This is a genomic window from Halosimplex halophilum, assembly GCF_004698125.1.
GTDB classification, from domain to species: Archaea; Halobacteriota; Halobacteria; order Halobacteriales; family Haloarculaceae; genus Halosimplex; species Halosimplex halophilum.
The window spans coordinates 366212-383483 of record NZ_ML214297.1 but is presented as its reverse complement, the minus strand read 5'-3'; the positions used below and the strand labels follow the sequence as shown (position 1 = coordinate 383483).

At 72.2% G+C, this 17272-nt stretch carries 17 protein-coding genes; 11 read left to right on the top strand and 6 right to left on the bottom strand.

Annotation, left to right across the window (positions count from 1 at the left end; genetic code table 11):
• Nucleotides 1-80 precede the first annotated feature (80 nt).
• Complete coding sequence (locus E3328_RS02020; protein WP_135362956.1) at nucleotides 81-620, bottom strand: hypothetical protein; 540 nt, start codon at nucleotides 618-620, stop codon at nucleotides 81-83.
• A gap of 106 nt (nucleotides 621-726) precedes the next feature.
• On the opposite strand from E3328_RS02020, the gene E3328_RS02015 reads away from it, so the two are divergent.
• Nucleotides 727-1125 (top strand): hypothetical protein, encoded by a 399-nt coding sequence (locus tag E3328_RS02015; protein WP_209452122.1) that lies wholly within the window; start codon nucleotides 727-729, stop codon nucleotides 1123-1125.
• On the top strand, nucleotides 1122-1388 hold the full coding sequence (locus tag E3328_RS02010) for a HalOD1 output domain-containing protein (RefSeq protein ID WP_209452121.1): 267 nt from the start codon (nucleotides 1122-1124) through the stop codon (nucleotides 1386-1388). The genes E3328_RS02015 and E3328_RS02010 overlap by 4 nt, the downstream gene beginning before the upstream one ends.
• A 37-nt stretch (nucleotides 1389-1425) precedes the next feature.
• Here E3328_RS02010 and glyA read toward each other — a convergent pair whose 3' ends face one another.
• Nucleotides 1426-2700, bottom strand: a complete 1275-nt coding sequence (glyA, locus tag E3328_RS02005; protein ID WP_135362955.1) for a serine hydroxymethyltransferase — start codon at nucleotides 2698-2700, stop codon at nucleotides 1426-1428.
• Nucleotides 2701-2905: 205 nt separating this feature from the next.
• Here glyA and tbsP point away from each other — a divergent pair, with 205 nt between their 5' ends.
• From tbsP to E3328_RS21690, 3 genes are all read left to right on the top strand, one after another.
• Nucleotides 2906-3721, top strand: coding sequence for a transcriptional regulator TbsP (gene tbsP / locus E3328_RS02000; protein WP_135362954.1), 816 nt, complete (start codon nucleotides 2906-2908; stop codon nucleotides 3719-3721).
• 89 nt (nucleotides 3722-3810) lie between these two features.
• Entirely contained in the window at nucleotides 3811-5532 is a 1722-nt protein-coding gene (locus tag E3328_RS01995) for a YcaO-like family protein (RefSeq protein ID WP_135362953.1), read from the top strand.
• 193 nt (nucleotides 5533-5725) lie between these two features.
• On the top strand, nucleotides 5726-5881 hold the full coding sequence (locus tag E3328_RS21690; RefSeq protein ID WP_167837272.1) for a hypothetical protein: 156 nt from the start codon (nucleotides 5726-5728) through the stop codon (nucleotides 5879-5881).
• A gap of 86 nt (nucleotides 5882-5967) precedes the next feature.
• Here E3328_RS21690 and E3328_RS01990 read toward each other — a convergent pair whose 3' ends face one another.
• The 4 genes from E3328_RS01990 to E3328_RS01975 form a co-directional block, all read right to left on the bottom strand.
• A complete protein-coding gene (locus E3328_RS01990) occupies nucleotides 5968-7101 on the bottom strand; it encodes a DUF63 family protein (protein WP_135362952.1) in 1134 nt (377 codons plus the stop codon).
• 96 nt (nucleotides 7102-7197) lie between these two features.
• A complete protein-coding gene (locus tag E3328_RS01985) occupies nucleotides 7198-8028 on the bottom strand; it encodes an inositol monophosphatase family protein (RefSeq protein ID WP_135362951.1) in 831 nt (276 codons plus the stop codon).
• Between the two features lie 390 nt (nucleotides 8029-8418).
• Entirely contained in the window at nucleotides 8419-10401 is a 1983-nt protein-coding gene (locus E3328_RS01980) for a molybdopterin biosynthesis protein (protein WP_135362950.1), read from the bottom strand.
• Entirely contained in the window at nucleotides 10398-11657 is a 1260-nt protein-coding gene (locus E3328_RS01975) for a molybdopterin-binding protein (RefSeq protein WP_135362949.1), read from the bottom strand. The genes E3328_RS01980 and E3328_RS01975 overlap by 4 nt, the downstream gene beginning before the upstream one ends.
• Before the next feature lie 141 nt (nucleotides 11658-11798).
• On the opposite strand from E3328_RS01975, the gene E3328_RS01970 reads away from it, so the two are divergent.
• The 6 genes from E3328_RS01970 to E3328_RS01945 all read left to right on the top strand — a co-directional run bounded on the left by E3328_RS01970 (nucleotide 11799) and on the right by E3328_RS01945 (nucleotide 17235).
• Entirely contained in the window at nucleotides 11799-12152 is a 354-nt protein-coding gene (locus E3328_RS01970) for an Hsp20/alpha crystallin family protein (RefSeq protein ID WP_135362948.1), read from the top strand.
• A gap of 7 nt (nucleotides 12153-12159) precedes the next feature.
• Nucleotides 12160-13824, top strand: a complete 1665-nt coding sequence (locus tag E3328_RS01965) for an ABC1 kinase family protein (protein ID WP_135362947.1) — start codon at nucleotides 12160-12162, stop codon at nucleotides 13822-13824.
• 42 nt (nucleotides 13825-13866) lie between these two features.
• Nucleotides 13867-14940 (top strand): aminotransferase class I/II-fold pyridoxal phosphate-dependent enzyme, encoded by a 1074-nt coding sequence (locus tag E3328_RS01960; protein ID WP_135362946.1) that lies wholly within the window; start codon nucleotides 13867-13869, stop codon nucleotides 14938-14940.
• 88 nt (nucleotides 14941-15028) lie between these two features.
• Complete coding sequence (locus E3328_RS01955; protein WP_135362945.1) at nucleotides 15029-15403, top strand: translation initiation factor IF-5A; 375 nt, start codon at nucleotides 15029-15031, stop codon at nucleotides 15401-15403.
• Nucleotides 15403-16209 carry an agmatinase gene (speB, locus tag E3328_RS01950; RefSeq protein ID WP_135362944.1) on the top strand — a complete coding sequence of 269 codons (807 nt, stop codon included), beginning with the start codon at nucleotides 15403-15405 and terminating at the stop codon, nucleotides 16207-16209. The genes E3328_RS01955 and speB overlap by 1 nt, the downstream gene beginning before the upstream one ends.
• A gap of 54 nt (nucleotides 16210-16263) precedes the next feature.
• Nucleotides 16264-17235, top strand: coding sequence for a hypothetical protein (locus E3328_RS01945; protein WP_135362943.1), 972 nt, complete (start codon nucleotides 16264-16266; stop codon nucleotides 17233-17235).
• Nucleotides 17236-17272: the final 37 nt, after the last annotated feature.

The window sequence follows — 17272 nt, the reverse complement described above, 5'->3', positions numbered from 1 at the left end:
CTCGGGAACCGAGCGGCATAAACCGCCCGTCTACGGCAGGCGACTGCAAGCGCCTCCTCGTGACGTTCCCCTCGCTCCCGTCAGGGACACTCCTGACCGGCGAGCGACGCCTTCTCGGACCCCTGGTCGACCGCGCGGGTCGCACCGCTCCCGACGGTCACCAGCATCGCCTGCCCGCCGTAGCCGTGGGTCCGGTCGTGACCACGGACGGCGACACAGGTGGACCCCGCCGGAATTTCGACGGTCTCGGAGCGCGTGAACGGCGCGGTGGAGTGGGGGTGGAAGAGTTCCCGCCGGCCGAGTCGCTCGCCGTCGAGCGTCTCGACCTGCCACCAGTCCGCGTAGCCGTCCTCGCCGTCGTCGTCGTGGTACAGCGTCACCGAGAACCGATAGATACCGTCACCCGCCGACTCGACCGCGACGGCGGTGACGTTGGCCTCCCGGAGGTCGAGTTCGGGCGTTCCGGTCGGGCCGGTCGAGTCGGTGGCCGCCTCGGTGGCGGACCCCGGTGTCGCGGTCTCGCTCCCGGGCTCGAAGGTCGCACAGCCCGCGACCCCGGCGGCCGCGAGCGCGCTCAGTCGGAGGACCGCTCGCCGTGTTCGGCGGGGACCGTCCGTCATGCGGACGGCTTCGGCCGGGCTAGCCAAAAGCGTGTCCCGGACGTGCGACGAGCGATCGCGGCCGGCGGACGAAAGTTGTATGCCCCATGGTACCAAACAACACGACATGTCCGCCGACCGAAACGACGGCGCCGCGGAGATGATCGAGCGGTGGAACAGGGTGTTCGGGTCGCTCACGGCCGAGCCCCGCAGGCAGATGGTGGTCGCGCTGATGGAGGCCCCGCCCGACCGGGAGCTGTCGCTCCCCGAGGCGGCCAACCCGCCGTACCTGCTCCGGGACCCCGAGGAGCTGTACACCGACCTGGTCCACTCGCACCTGCCGGCGCTGGCCGAGGACGGCTTCGTCGAGTGGGACCGGGAGCCGCTGCGGGTGCGCCGGGGACCGGCCTTCGAGGAGGTCGCCGCCGTCTTCGAGGCGTTGCACGCCCACGCCGACGAGATCCCTCAGCACCTCACCGAGTCGTGCCAGCGGCTGGGGGAGCCACAGCGGGGGTGTGAGTCGTGACTGCGACCGACGACATCGCCCTGAACATCGTCCGGGCGATCGCCGCCGTCGAGGGCGTCAATCCGCACGAACTGGACTACTCGCTGCACGAGCACGTCTCGACCGACGCGGTCCGGTCGCTGGCGGCGATGGACCACGACGACTGGGAACTGACCTTCGAGGTGCCCGACCACACCGTGACCGTCGACGGGCGCGGCGCGATCGGCGTCGACGGCGAACTGATCGGCCGGAGCGAGGCGATCCGCTCCGACGAACCGCGGTAGGCGAGCGCGAACCGAAACGGCCGCGAGAACGAGCCGGCTACTCGAAGACCAGCCCTTCGCTGTCGTCGCCGTAGAGGGGGTACTCCTCGGTGAGCCCCTGCACGATCTCGGCGACCTCGGCCTTGACGTCCTCGTCGTCGGGGTTGTCGATGACCTCGGCGATGCAGTGACCGACGGTCTCCGTCGCCTCCTCGTCGAAGCCGCGGGTCGTCAGTGCCGGCGTGCCCGCGCGGATGCCCGAGGCGACGAACGGCGAGCGCGTCTCGCCGGGGACGGTGTTGGCGTTGAGGACGATCCCCACGTCCTCCAGCGCCTCCTCGGCCTCCTTGCCGGTCACGTCGGGGTGGGAGTCGCGGAGGTCGACGAGCACGAGGTGGTTGTCGGTGCCGCCCGAGACCAGCGAGAAGCCGTGCTCCTGCAGGTGGTCGGCCAGCGCCTGTGCGTTCTTGATAGTCTGCTCGGCGTACTCCTCGAAGTGCGGCTGCAGCGCCTCCTCGAAGCCGACGGCCTTGCCGGCGATGTTGTGCATCAGCGGGCCGCCCTGCGTGCCCGGGATGATCGCCGAGTCGACGGCGTCGCCGTACTCCTCGTCGGCCATGACGATGCCGCCGCGGCCGGCGCGGATGGTCTTGTGCGTCGAACCGGTCACGAAGTCGGCGACGCCGACCGGCGAGTCGTGGACGCCGGCGGCGACCAGCCCGGTGATGTGGGCGATGTCGGCCAGGTGGTAGGCGCCCACGTCGTCGGCGATGGCCTGGAACTCCTCCCACTGGACCTCGCGGGGGTACGCGGAGAAGCCCGAGACGATCATGTCCGGCTCGAACGCCTCGGCGTGGGCGCGGACCTCGTCGAAGTCGATGCGGCCCGTCTCCTCGTCGACCTCGTAGTTCTCGACCTCGTAGACCTGTCCGGCGAAGTTCTTCGGGTGGCCGTGGGAGAGGTGGCCGCCGTGGGTCAGGTCAAGCGAGAGGATCCTGTCGCCGGGTTCGAGCATCGCCGTGTAGACGGCCATGTTGGCCTGCGAGCCCGAGTGGGGCTGGACGTTGACGTACTCGGCGCCCCACAGCTCCTTGGCGCGGTCGATGGCGAGCTGCTCGATGGTGTCGGCGTGCTCGCAGCCGCCGTAGTACCGGGAACCGGGGTAGCCCTCGGCGTACTTGTTCGTCAGCACGGAGCTCTGTGCCTCGAGGACGGCCTCGCTGACGTGGTTCTCGCTGGCGATCATCGCGAGCGTGTCGCCCTGGCGCTCGACCTCCGCCTCGAGCGCGTCGGCGACCTCGGGGTCCACCGACCGGACCGTGTCGTAGTTCATGCCTGTATCTCGGCGACGCCCCGTCAATAATCTACCTTTTCGCGGTGCGGGGACGACCGCGGCGCGCCGAGCGGCGGAGGGTCGAACCCCGCTCGACCGCTCGCGACCGCGCGGGCGAACGTCGGCCTCGGCGCCCGTTCGGGTCGATTCAACGCCCCCTGGCGGTAAAATTAAGTGTGATAATGCGGAATAGCATAGCTATCAGATGAGTTCGAACTTTCTCGAGGCGGACGTGGGCGCGGTCCTCGCTGGCGTCTTTCGGGACAGCAGCGGCGTCGTCTACGCGGTCAACCCCACCCGCGAGACTATCGCCGAAGTGATATTCGGGCTGCACGAGGTGGAGACGCCGCCGACCGTCCGGCTGCTCGCGCCCGGCGACCCGATCAAGGACGTGCTCGCGGACTTCATCGTGGCGGGCCGGGCCGCCGACCTGGTCGACGCCGGGACGCTGGCGCTGCGGGTGCTGGAGGAGCCGCCGGAGGCGTCGCTGCTGGTGACGGAGTCGGCGGTCGTCTCGCTGGTCGCCGGCGACGACCGCGTCGGCGGGCTCTCTGCCGCCGACGAGGCGTTCGTCGCGGACGTGCGGGACCGTTACGAGCGCGAGTGGGACGACGCCGAGGACTACTCGCTGCGGACGCCGCCGCTGTCGGCGGTCCGCGAGACGCTGGCCGTCGACATCGGGACCGACACCGCCGAGGACTTCGATACGCTCCTCGACTCCCTGGAGGTCGCCAAGGGCGAAGGGGAGGGCCTCGACGAGGTCGCCATCGCCCTGCTGGTCGCCGCGCGCAACGGTCAGCTGCTCTACGACATGAGCAAGTGGGGCGAGGACGTGGGCCTGGCGAGCAAGGCCACCTTCTCGCGGATGAAGACCCGACTGGAGGACAGCGGCCTCGTCACGACCGAGAAGGTCCCCATCGACGTGGGGCGTCCCCGCCTGCGGCTCCGGCTGGCAGAGGACGTTCGCGAGGCGGACCTGCCGGAACTCGGACGGGTCGCCCAGAAACAGCTCTACGACTGACCCACTCCGGTCGGAGGCGACCGCCGGGACCCGACGGACCGACGTGCGAGTCCCCGGGCTTTTCTACCCGTCGCCCCCTCCGGGCTGGCATGACAGTCGAACTCGTCGGAACCGGCCCCGCCGCCGACGCGGTCGCGGCGGCGCTGGGCGACGTGGACGAACCCGTCGAGCGTCGCGAGCGGGCGGCGCTCGAACCCGCGACGCGACTCGGCGTCGTCGTCGACCGGGCCGGCGCGGCCGCGTTCGAGCGGACGAACGACCGCGCCCGCGAGGCGGGCGTCCCCTGGCTCGCGGTCGAACTCGGCGGGGTCGGCGGCGTCCCGGTCGTCGACGCCTCCGTCGCCGCCTTCGACCCCGAGGGGGCCTGCTACCGCTGTCTCGCCGCGCGCGTCGAGTCGAACGTCGACGCCGACGCCGAGCCGGCCGCCGCGCCCGCCGACGCGACCGCCCGCTTCGCCGGCGCCGTCGCCGGCCGCCGCGCCACGCAGCTGCTCGACCCCGCCGAGACCGACCCGCTCGGGACCGTCGTCGAACTCCCCCACACCGAGCGGGAGTTCCTGCCGGTCCCGGGCTGTGACTGCGGCGACGGGCGCGACCGCGTCCTCGACCGGGGGCACCTCGACCGCGACGTGGAGCGGTCGCTCTCGCGTGCGGAACGGGGCCTCGACGACCGGGTCGGCGTCGTCCAGCAGGTCGGCGAGGCGGAGTCGTACCCGGCGCCGTACTACCTCGCGCAGGTCTGCGACACGGGCGCCTTCGCGGACGCGACGGCCTCCCGGCAGGCCGCCGGCGTCGACCCCGGCTGGGACGCCGCGTTCATGAAGGCGCTCGGCGAGGCCTACGAGCGCTACTGCGCCGGGGTCTACCACGGCCGGGAGTTCAAGACCGCTGCGGCGACCGACCTGGCCGACGCCGTCGCGCCCTCCGAGTTCGTCCGCCCCGAGAGCTGGGTCGGGAGCGGCGAGGGCGCCGACGCCGAGCGCCCGTGGGTCCGCGGGGCGGATCTGGTCACCGAACAGCCCGTCTCCCTGCCCGCCGAAATCGTCCACTACCCGCCGCCCGAGCGGACGATCCGGCCGGCGGTCACCACCGGGCTCGGCCTCGGCAACTCGTCGGTCGAGGCGCTGCTGTCGGGCCTGTACGAGGTCGTCGAGCGCGACGCGACGACCATCGCCTGGTACTCGACGTACGACCCGCTCGGGCTGGACGTGTCGGACCCGGGCTACGAGCGGCTGGCCGCCCGCGCCGGCGCCGAGGGGCTGGACGCGACCGCGCTCCTGCTCACGCAGGACGTGGACGTGCCCGTCGTCGCGGTCGCGGTCACCCGCGAGGAGTGGCCGAAGCTCGCCCTCGGGACGGCTGCCCACCTCGACGCCGGCCGCGCCGCCCGCAACGCGCTGGCCGAGGCCGTCCAGAACTGGGTCGAACTCGACGGGATGGGACGGGAGGGCGCCGCCGAGACCGACGGCGCCATCGGCCGCTACGCCGACCGCCCGCCGCTGGTCGAGGCGTTCGTCAGCCCGGAGACGACCGTCGACGCCGCCTCCGTCGGGCCCGAGACCGTCCCGGAGGGCGGCGCCCACCTCGACGCCGTGCTCGACCGGGTCGTCGAGGCGGGCCCCTCGGTTTACGCCGCGCGAACGACGACGCGGGACGTGCAACGGCTCGGGTTCGAGGCCGTCCGCGTCGTCGTCCCGAGCGCACAGCCGCTGTTCTTCGGCGACCCCTACTTCGGCCAGCGCGCCCGCTCGGTCCCCGCCGACATGGGCTTCGAGCCCGCCCTCGACCGCGACCACCATCCCTATCCCTGAGGTCGCCACCCGATCCGAACTCCGTCCCCGTTCCGGACTCCGTTCCCCCGCCCGATTTTTGTAACCCACCGACGGCGCGGAATATGGAACGAAACCGACTAATGCGAGAATTTATGCTTCCGGGTGCGCACCGTTCACACGGCACCTGGCGTCGCTTCTGCAGGCCCGAAGCGGACCGTCAGAGGAGCGTATCATGGTAAGCGAGTTCGACCTCCCGTGTACAGACTGCGACCAGCAACTCGTGCGGACCGAAGTGGCGTCGCCCGCGACGGGCGGCGAGGTGACCGTCGCCGAGTGCCCGACCTGCGGCAGCCGGTACTACCCCGAGTCGGCGCTCGAGACGGTCTGAGCGGCCGGGATTCTCCGTCGGTTTCCGAGCCGTCGACAGCGACCGCGTCGGGGGACCACAGGCCGGCGCCCCGACGGTTCGACGGCTCAGATCGCGAACGTCACCCGGAGGATGTCCCGGGTCCCCGGACCGAGCCCGACGGCCGCGGCCGCGACGAGCAACAGGACCGCGTAGCGCGGGCTCTCCTCGAAGATCCGCTCGTCGAACAGCCACACGATGCCCAGCGCGACGCCGAGCTTCACGAACAGGAACGGCCACGACGTGCCGATGGCCGCCGACACGGATGCCGGCTGGATCGCCTGGGTCACGTCGATGATCGCCCGGTTGGCGACGTGTTTCGCGCCGTAGGCCTCGATGGGGTGGCCCAGCTCGGGGAGCCAGTCGGCCGCGACGACGTTCGCCACGCCGTCGATGGCGTGGGCCCACAGGATCCCCAGTCCGACGACACCCGTCCCCGCGTTGATCTCCGGTTCGAAGCGGTCGGCGGCCCGGTAGATCCCGTAGGCCAGCACCGAGGCCAGCCCCACGTCGACGACCAGGATCTGCGGGTAGAAGGAGACGTACTCGCGGGTGAAGGCGACGAAGAAGAGATAGGCGAGCGTGAGCGCGAGGACGCCGAGTCCGAACCCGGCCAGCGCCCGGTAGCGGTTGCGGACCGTCCCCTGTGATTCCAGCCACATACTCGCCAGCAGGGCCGCCAGCGTGACCAGGAACACCGTCACGTAGATGATGGGGCTGATGAACAGCACGTTCAGCGGGTAGCTGACGACGGGTTCGACCCCGGCCGCGACCGCGGCGTCGGTCGCGTCCTCGACGACCCGAACGGCGCCGCCGAACAGCATGAACGGGACCAGCGAGAGGAAGAGTCGTCGGTCGCCGCCCACCTCCAGCCGGTCGAGCAGCAGGTAGACCCCGCCGAGCATGAACACCAGCACGACCATGTAGCCGACCGTCGAGACGGTCGTGTAGCCCGTCTCCGCGACGACGCCGGTCGCGGCCCGACAGGCCGCGGCGGTCGCGTGCAGGTCGATCCCGTCGCCGGTCAGGACCGCACAGCGGGCGTTGTTGGCGTCCGAGTAGACCGGCCCCCAGAAGTACTTCCAGATGAACTGGTCGTAGACGCGCTCGGTGGCGACGACGGACCCGACCGCGAGCGCCGCGAGCGCCGCGACGAACGCCCCCAGCCAGGTCCGCTCCGTCAGGGCCTGCTCGCTTTCCATGGCCGGTACCCCGCGCGTCTGGCTGTTTAGCCTTCCGGTCGTGGGCGCGGGAGCGACACGGTCGCTCGTTTCGGACACTCGACACCACGGGCGTCGCTACGCCGAGTCGGCTGCCCGCGCGACCGCCCGGACCGCCTCGTGGGCCTGCCCGTTGCTCGCCACGATCCCCTCGCTGTCGCGCGTCCACGGCTCGCCCGCGAGGTCGGTGACCGTCCCGCCGGCCCGCCGGACGAGGTGGATCCCCGCCAGCGAGTCCCACGGGTCGGGCGTGTACGTCGCGAAGGCCGCGTCGAGTTCGCCGCTCGCGACGAACGCCAGCGTCGCCTGCATGCTCCCGAACCGCCGGAAGTCGCCCAGTCCGTCGACGACCGCCTCGGCGATGGCGCCCAGTTCGTCGCCGGTCCCGCGCTCGAACCGGCCGACCGGCGCGACCGCGAACGTCTCCGGGTCCGAGCGGTCGCTGACCGACAGCGCCGTCCCGTTGCGGGTGCCGGTCTCCGCCCCCGCGGCGTACATGTCCTCGGTCGCCGGCAGGTAGACCGCCGCCGCGGCGAGGTCGCCGTCGGCCACCGCCGCGACGGCCGTCGCCCACGTCCGGAGCCCGCGGGCGAAGTTCGCCGTCCCGTCGATCGGGTCGACGACCCACGTGTCACCCGTCTCGGGGACCTCCGACAGGATCTCCACCTCCTCGCCGGGCGTCCCCACCGGGACGGCGTCCTCCTCGCCCACGACCGCGTCCGTCGGGAACTCCGCGCGCACGGTCGAGACGACCTGCCGCTGTGCGTCCCGGTCGGACTCGGTCACCAGGTCGTTCTTGTCCGCCTTCGTCTCGACGGCGAGGTCGCCGCGGAACGCCTGCCGGGCGACGGCGCCGCCCGCCCGCGCCGCCCGCTCGGCCACGGCCACTCGCCTGTGTGCGTCTGTCACGTCCGTACCGACGAGCGCCCGCGCAAAAAGCCAGGCGATAGGTGGTGCGACACCGACGCTTCCCCTGTCCCACCTCGCTTCGCCCGGCGGGTTCCCACCCGGGACGGCTCCCGGACGTTCCCACCCGGGACGGCTCCCGGACAGACCACTCGGCGCGCGCTGGAGCGCGCGTTCGTGCGCGCGACGGTGGCCGCGGAGGTCTGCGAGAGCTGTGCTCTCGCCCGATCCCGAAAATCTCCGATTTTCGGAGACAGCGACCGCGAGCGCGTCGAGGGCGTTCACCGCCTGCTGTCCCTGCGGTAGAGGCACCTGCGAGCGAGCGCGTCGAGGACTCCCATCGTCCGTCACCGACTGCGTTCCGATCGACGGAACCGAATCCCGGGACGACCCTCACCCGGTCTCGAAGCCGTCGAGTCCATCCAGCACCGAACCAATGTCGCTCAACAGCTCGTCTAACTCCCGCACGCTCGCTTTCTCCAGGCGCTCGGGGTTGGCCAGCACCCGAACCGACTGCGAGCCCACGGGCACGAATCCCAGGTCCAGCTTCGTCGCGGTCGCGCGCAGTCCGAGGGCCGCGTCGGCGTCCCCGGCGGCCACGGACCGAGCGGGGCTCTCGAAGGCCCGCGCGGCGAGGTCGAACCCCGAGATAGCCTCGGTCACGTCCCGCCGGTCGACGCCGCGCTCGTCGGCCAGATCCGCGAGCGCGTTCGAGAGACTCGTCCGCAGTCCCGACTCCGTCCCCCGGTTCACGAACGACAGGTCGCGGTCCACCAGGTCCGCGAGCCCCGACACCCCCTCGGGGTTCCCCGCCGGAACCACGAGCCCCCACTCGCGGGACCAGCCGCCGAGTGCCGCCGCGTCCGCGACGCCCTCCCCGTCGGCGTCGAACGGCCCGGCGACGACGGCCACGTCGGCGAGCCCGTCGCGCAACTCCCGCAGCCCGCCGCGGGAGCCGCGGGCGAGATAGCGGGGCCGCTCCAGCCGGTCGAGCAGCCGCGAGAGCGCGGGGTCGTCCTCGCCGACGCCCAGCAGGGTCGGCGGGCGCACGTCCGGCGAGAACAGGTCGACGGTCACCGCGTCGCCGGCCGAGAGCGCGTTCGTGTCGGCGGGCACGTCGACCACGCCGTCGGCCGCGGTGAGCGTCGTCGTCGCGCCGCTGCCCTTGTCGACCGGGTAGACGAGTGTCCGTCCGTCGGCGTCCTCAACCAGCCCGACGGCCAGCAGCCGGCGCCGCCCCTCCTCGGTGCGCTCACCGACGGCCATCTCGCCGTCGACGCGGGCGGTCCGGGGCTCCGGCAGTCCCACGGCCGACCGGATCGCCGGCGCGACGAACGTCCGGAAGATGGTCAGCGCCGACACGGGGTAGCCCGGCAGGCCGACGTAGGCGGCACCCGGCTCGTCCCCGCCCGACTCGCCGCCGGTGGCGCCGGATTCGCCCCCGATCCGGCCGACCAGCATCGGCTTGCCGGGCTTGATCGCGACGCCGTGGAGCAGGAGTTCGCCCCGGTCCTCGATGACGCGGTAGACCACGTCGACGGCGCTGGCGCTGGTCGACCCCGAGGTGAGTACGAGGTCGCAGTCGGCGGCCGCCTCGACGAGCGTCTCCTCCATGGCGGCCATGTCGTCGCCGACGTGGGGGTAGACCACGGGTTCGCCGCCGGCCTCCTCGACGGCGGTCGCCACGGCGTAGCTGTTCACGTCGTAGATCTGGCCCGCTCTGTGGTCCAGGTCGCCGCCCGGGCGGACGAGTTCGTCGCCGGTCGAAACGATGGCGACCCGCGGCTTCGCCCGGACCGGAACCTCGTCGACGCCCAGCGCAGACAGCAGGCCGATCTCCCGGGGAGTCAGTTCGGTTCCGGGGCCGAGCGCCCGCTCGCCGGCGGCGATGTCCGCGCCGGCGAGCATGACGTTCTCGCCGGGCGTGACTGCCGTCTCGACGCGGACGCGGCGGTCCTGCTCGCGGTCCGGGTGGTCGCCGTCCGTTTCGCCCGCCTCGACTTCCTCCGTTCGCTCGACGATCACGACGGCGTCGGCGCCCTCGGGCATGACGGCGCCCGTCGATATCTCGGCGGCTTCGCCCTCGTCGAGGCTCACCTCCGGGCTCTCGCCGGCGTGGACGCTGCCGACGACCGGGAGGACCTCGGGGTCCGAATCGGCGCCGTAGGTGTCGGCCGCCCGCACGGCGTAGCCGTCCATCGCGGCGCGGTCGAACCCCGGCACGTCCAGCCCGGCGTCGACCCGCTCGGCGAGGACCCGCCCGCGGGCGTCTTCGAGGGGGACGCGCTCGGTCCCCGCCGACAGGTCCAGCGAGGCGACGCCCTCGCGGGCGCGCTCCGGGTCGGCGAGGTCGCGGAACTCCTTGCGGTCGCTCATACGGTCGCCTCCCAGCGCTCGACGGAAACCGTTTCGCCCGCGGCCGCGCGCTCGCGGTCGGCGGCGACGGCAACCCACCCGTCCGCCCGGGCGAGCGTCGACAGCGGCTCGTCCGCCACGGGGGATGCGATCGGAGTCGCGCCCTCGCCACCGCTTCCGCCATCGTCCTCGCCCCCGCCGTCGAGTTCGACCGGGACGACCGACTCGACCCCGCGGTCGCTCTCGATCGAGTCGGCAAGTTCGGCCCCGACGGTCCGCGGCTCGGGCGGTTCGCGGTCGGCCAGCCGCGCCACCGCGGGGGCCACGAATCGCGTCGTCGCCACGAACGCGGCCACGGGGTCGCCCGGTATCGACACGACGGGACGCTCGCGGACGACGCTCAGCGTGGTCGTCCCCGCCGGGTCGAGCGCGACGCCGTCTGCCAGCACGTCGCCCAGCTCGGCGATGGCGTCGACGATCCGGTCGGATTCCCCGCCCCCGGTTCCGCCGACGGTCACGAGCAGGTCCTTCGTCAGGTCGCGCTCGACGGCCGGCCGGAGCGCGTAGGGGTCCGGTTCGACCGGGTCGCGAAGGACGACTTTCCCGCCGGTCGCCTCGACGAACTCGGCGACGGTCGTCCCGTCGGTCTCGACGACCTCCCCCTCGCCGGGGTCGCCGCCGACCAGAGCGCCCCCGACCGGAACGATCCCGACCGCCGGCCGCTGGCGGACCTCGACGCGGGTCCGCCCGACCGCGGTGCAGAGCCCGGGGTCGGAGGGGCCGATCCGGTCGCCCGCGGCCAGGACTTCCTCGTCGACCGCCACGTCCGCACCCGTCGAACGGACGCCGTCGCCGGGTTCGACGGGGTCCGTGACCGTCAGTTCGCCGCCGTCGACCGTCTTCAGGTCCGGCTCCGTCCCCACGGTCGCGACCGCCTCGTGTCCGACGACCGCGTCGGCGCCCTCCGGGAGCGGCCGCCCGGCGTCGACGCGGACGGCCGTGTCCGCGTCCAGTTCGCTCCCTACAGCGAGCGCGGCGGGGTCGCGTTCGGTCGCCCCCTCGGTGTCGGCGGCGCGGACGGCGAACCCGTCGCGGACGGCCTGGTCGAACCCCGGGACCGGCCGACGGGCGGCGACGGGCGCGGCGAGCGTGCGACCGACGGCGGTGCTGACCGGCAGCGTCTCGGTCCGGTCGACCGGGGCGAGGTGGTCGGCCAGTCGCTCGCGCGCCGCCGCGAGCCCGACCCCCTCCGCCGTCGACCGGCGTCGTTCGTCCATACCCCGGGTTTCGGCGCCCGTCCAATAAGGGGTCGGGCGTCGCCGTTCGGCCGTCGGGCGTCGTCGTTCGGGCGTCGCCGTCAGCGACCTCGGGCGGGTCCGACCGCGGGGTTTAACGCCGTCGCATCCTAAGCCCCGCTCATGTCAACGTTGCGTGATGCGCTCCGGGACCTGCCCGACGCGGTGTTCGCGGACGTGCTGGAGAGCGACGACGCGTACCTGCTGGTGATCGACCTGCCGGGCGCGACCGAGGCGACGGTCGACGCGGCGGTCGAGGGCAGCCGCCTGCGCATCGAGGCGCGCCGCGAGAAGGACGTGCCCGCCGACTTCGACTACGTCGAGGAGGAGCGCTCGCTCTTTCTCGACGTGGAACTGCCGCTCCCGCCGGGCGTGACCGGCGCCGGCGCCTCGGGGACCGTCGACCGGGGCGTCCTCGAACTCGAGTTGCCGAAAGCCGAGGCCGCGCCGGAGACGCAGATCCCGATCGACGACTGACCCTCACGTGAATCCACGCGCCTACTGGCGGTTCGTCGTCGTCACGTGGCAGTTCCTGCCGCTCTTGGTCGCCTACACGCGGGACCGCAACCGCTTCGTGTTCTTCGGCCGGAGCCGGTCGGTCTCTCCGGAGACCCAGCGCGAGCGGGCGCGGGTCCTGCTGGACACGCTGTTGACGCTCGGCCCGACGTTCATCAAGCTCGGCCAGCTGCTCTCGACCCGGCCGGACATCCTCCCGCCGGAGTACATCGAGGAACTGGAGGAGCTGCAGGACCGCGTCCCGCCCGCCGACTGGGAGCGCGCCCGCGAGGTGCTGGAGGAGGAAGTGGGGCCGGTCGAGGAGACGTTCGAGGAGTTCGACACCGAGGCCATCAGCGGGGCCAGCCTCGGCCAGGTCTACTACGCGACGACGCCCGAGGGCGAGGTGGCCGTGAAGGTGCGCCGGCCGGGCGTCGAGGACCTCGTCGAGTCCGACCTGCGGGTGATCCGCTGGTCGCTGCCGGTGTTGATGTACTTCGTCGACGAGTCCCGCTCGTTCTCCCTGCAGACGCTGGCCGACGAGTTCGACAAGACGATCCGCGAGGAGATGGACTACGCCCGCGAGGCGGAGATGCTCACCGAGATCAAGGGCAACTTCGCCGACGACTCGCGGATCCGTATCCCGGCGGTCGACGAGAGCCGGTCGACCGAGCGGGTGCTCACGATGGAGTACGTCCCCGGGACGAAGATCACCGACCTCGACGAGCTGGACGACCGCCGGCTCGACCGGACGGAGCTGGCCGAGACGCTCCAGGAGGCGTACCTCCAGATGATCATCGAGGACGGCGTCTTCCACGCCGACCCCCATCCCGGGAACCTCGCGGTGCAGGACGACGGGACGCTGGTCTTCTACGACTTCGGGATGAGCGGCTACGTCGACCCGTTCATCCAGGACAAGATCGTCGACTTCTACGTCGCCGTCGCCGACCAGGACATCCAGGCCATCCTCGACACGCTCGTCGAGATGGGGACGCTGAGCCCCGAGGCCGACCGCAAGGTGATGGCCGACGTGCTCGAACTCGCCATCGCGGACGCCCGCGGCGAGGACATCGAGCAGTACCGCGTCCAGCAGATCGTCCAGCAGGTCGAGGACACCATCTACGACTTCCCGTTCCGCCTGCCCGCCAACCTCGCGCTGGTGCTCCGCGTGGCGACGGTCGTCGAGGGCGTCTGCGTCACGCTGGACCCCGATTTCGACTTCATCGACGTGGCGACGGGCTACCTCCGCGAGCAGGGCTTCCTCGCCGACACCGCCCGCGAGTACGTCGAGGACCGCGTCGACGAGGTCCAGGAGGCCACCAAGTCCGCCGTCCGGACGCCCCCGAAACTGGAGGAGGCGCTCGACCAGGCCATCAACGAGGACCTGCAGGTCGAGGTCGACCTCCGCGACTCACAGAGTCTCCTCGACCGGGTCGCCAAGCGGCTCATCTACGGGATGGTGCTGGCCAGCGCCGTCTTCTCGTCGGCCGTCCTCGTCGCCTTCGAGCAGTTCGCCGCCGCCGCCGTCGCGGTCGGGTTCACGGTGATCGTCGGCGTGCTCCTGTATCTCTCCTTCCGCGACCGCAAGGGGATCCGCGCCCAGCCGCAGTTCACCCGACAGAGCATGCGCGAGCGCGACCGCGAGCGGCGGTGAGTGTTTCCCGCCGCTTAACTGCCGAGCGACCGCGGGATCGACATGGACATCGAGCCGTTCGCGCTCGAACGCTGGCTGGCCGACCACGAACACGGCGCGGCGGTCAACCTCGGCGACAGCGGGGTCCGACCGCTCGAAGCGGACCGCTTCGACACCGACCCCGGGACCCTGGGGTACGTCGTCCCGACGAACGGCGACCCGGACCTGCGCGAGCGGGTCGCCGACCGCTACGACCGCGGGGCCGACGAACTGCTGTTCACCTGCGGGACCCAGGAGGCGAACCTCCTGGCAGTCCTCGCGACCCTGGACCGGGAGAGCCACGCCGTCTGCGTGACGCCGACCTACCAGTCGCTGCACTCGCTGCCCGCGGCCGTCGCCGACGTGACGCGGGTGGAACTCGACGCCCCCGACTGGACGCTCGACCCCGAGGCGGTCGCCGACGCGGTCCGGCCGGACACCGAGCTGATCGTGGTCAACAACCCGAACAACCCCACTGGCAGGATCCACCCGCAGGGGACCGTCGAGGCGCTCTACGACCTGGCGGCCGCCGCCGACGCGTACCTCCTCTGCGACGAGGTGTACCGGCCGCTCGCGGCGCCCGACGAACGGGTCGACCCGGTCGCGAGCATGGGGCCTCACGGGATCAGCACCTGCGGACTCTCGAAGGGGTGGGGGCTGCCGGGGCTGCGGTTCGGCTGGCTCGCCGGCCCCGAGGAAGTCGTCTCCGACGCCTGGCAGTGGAAGGACTACACCACCATCTCGCCGTCGGCGTTCGGCCAGCACGTCGCCCGGCAGGCGCTCGACCGCGAGGCCGACCTCCTGGCGGAGAACCGCGAGCACGTCCGGAGGAACCGCGACCTGCTCGACGAGTTCGCGGCCGAGCACGGCCTCGACTGGTACCTCCCGGCGGGGGCGACGGGGTTCCTGACAGTCCCCGAGGAGTTCGCGTCGGGCGAGGCGTTCTGTCGGGCACTCGTCGACGAGGGCGTGGTGGTCGTCCCCGGCGAGACGTTCGACCGGCCGGGGTACGTCCGCGTCGGCTTCGGCGCCGAGCGGGCGACGCTCCGGGAGGGGCTCGACCGGATGGCGACGGTGATCGAGCGCGGGGGGCGCTAGGGCAGTCCTCGGAACGGCGGCGGAGGGCGCGATTCCGGGGCGGAGGCGTTCCAAACCGTTTATACCGGTCGCTCGTTTACGCCGCGGTATGGCAACGAAGCAGGTTGAGGTCCGCGATCTGGACGAGGGCAGCTACGTCATGATCGACGACGTGGCCTGCAAGATCAACTCCTACAGTACTGCGAAACCCGGCAAACACGGCAGCGCGAAGGCCCGCGTCGAGGCCGAGGGCGTCTTCGACGGCAAGAAGCGAAACCTCTCCCAGCCGGTCGACGCGAAGATCCGCGTCCCGATCATCAACCGCAAGCAGGGCCAGGTCGTCTCGACCTCCGGCGACGAGGCGCAGGTCATGGACCTGGAGACCTACGACACGTTCACCATCGCGCTCCCCGACGGCGTCGACCTGTCGCCCGACGACGACATCGAGTACCTCGAGATGGAAGAGCAGCGCAAGATCGTCTGATGTTCCCCGGCGCGGACGCCCCCCGGGCCGAGGCCGACTACGCCCTCGTGGGCGCGCCGCTCGACGCCTCCACCTCCTTCGAGCCCGGCGCCCGGTTCGGCCCCGACCGCGTCCGCCGCTACGCCGAAGCCTTCGACGACTACGACCGCCACACCGACCAACAGTTCTCCGAGCTGGCCCTCCACGACCACGGCGACGTGGGTCCCACCGCCGACACCGGGGAGTACCTCACCTTCCTCCGGGGGACCTGCGGGGACTTCCGCGAGGCGGGCGCGGTCCCGCTGCTCGTCGGCGGCGAGCACACGGTGACTGTCGCCGGCGTCCGAGCGGTCGAGCCTGACGTGTTCGTCTGTCTCGACGCCCACCTCGACCTCCGGGAGTCGTACGCCGGCGACCCGCTCAGCCACGCCACGGTCACCCGCCACGCGCTGGAGGTGGCCGACCGCGCCGTGGTCCTCGGCGCCCGCACCGGCAGCGAAGCCGAGTGGGAGCGGGCGAGCGAGGGGGACGTGCGCGCCGTCGCGCCCGCGGACGTGTCCGACTGGGAACCCGACTTCGACCCCGACGACTCGGTGTACCTCAGCGTCGACATCGACGCCTTCGACCCCGCCTACGCGCCCGGGACGGGGACCAAGGAGCCGTTCGGCATCGAACCCCGGGAAGGGCGGCGAGTCGTCCGCGAGGTCGCGCCGTTCGCGGAGGGGTTCGACGTGGTCGAGGTCAACGACCGCGACGACGGCCAGGCGGCCGTGCTGGCCGCGAAGCTCCTGCGGGCGTTCGTCTACAGTCACGCCGCGGACCGATAGGTCGCGGGGGGTCGCACCGACTGTTTTACGTCGGCCGAGATACAGGGTGGTGGCATGGACCGACTCTCGTCCTGTTACTTCTGTGGCGCCGCCCCCGACGCCACGCTCGAAGAGCATCCCGTGGTCCCCGAATCGCTCGACCCGACCGCCGAGACGCAGACGACGGTCGTCCTCTGTCGCACCTGCGCGCGGAAGCTCGACGCCGTCCTCGACAGCGTCGTCGGGGCAGTCGAGGACGGCGGCGTGACCGCCGACACCGGATCCGGTGGCGACGCCGCGAACGCGGACACCGCGTCGGGGGAGGGCGGTCCGGAGGACGACCTCGAATCGACGCTCGGCGACGACGAGGAGATCCTGACGCCGCTGGGCGACGACGAGTCGACGGCCGAGGAGGCCGCCGAAGCCTCGGAGATGGAGTTCGGCGACGACCGCGAGGGCGACGAGGCGGACGCCGACACGGGCTCGGACGACGGCGGCGGGTCGTCGAAGGCCCGCAAGTACACCCGGTCGCGCGGCGCGGGCTTCCGCAAGGAGGACGACGACACGGCCGAGTCGGGATCGCTCACCGGCGGCGCGTTCGACGACGGCGACGACGCGAGCCCCGGCCGTTCGACCGCCTCCGACGGCGAGTCGCGCGACCCGCTGGCCGGCGGGTCGACCGACGAGTCCGCCGAGAGCGGATCCGGCACGTCCGGTCCCGAGAGCGGGGCAGGCGGCTCCAGTCCCGACGACGAGTCGGGCGGCCAGTCGAGCGGTGGCCAGTCGAGCGGCGGTTCGTCCGGCGGCGACACGTCGGGTTCGGACGGCGACGGCGACCACCGCGTCTCGATGACCCGGCTGGAGAACACGAAGGTCATGCGGCTGCTGGAGAACCGGGAGTTCCCGGTCGACAAGGAAGAGTTCGTCGTCGTCGCGGCCAACGCCTACCAGGTGTCCCGGAGCGACTGCGAGAAGGTGATCGACCTCGCGGTCGAACACGGCCTCCTGCGCGAGGAGGACGGCCAGCTCTACGGCGGCGACGCCTGACGCCGCTGTACCGCTGGCTCCCTGCCGTCCTTCGCTG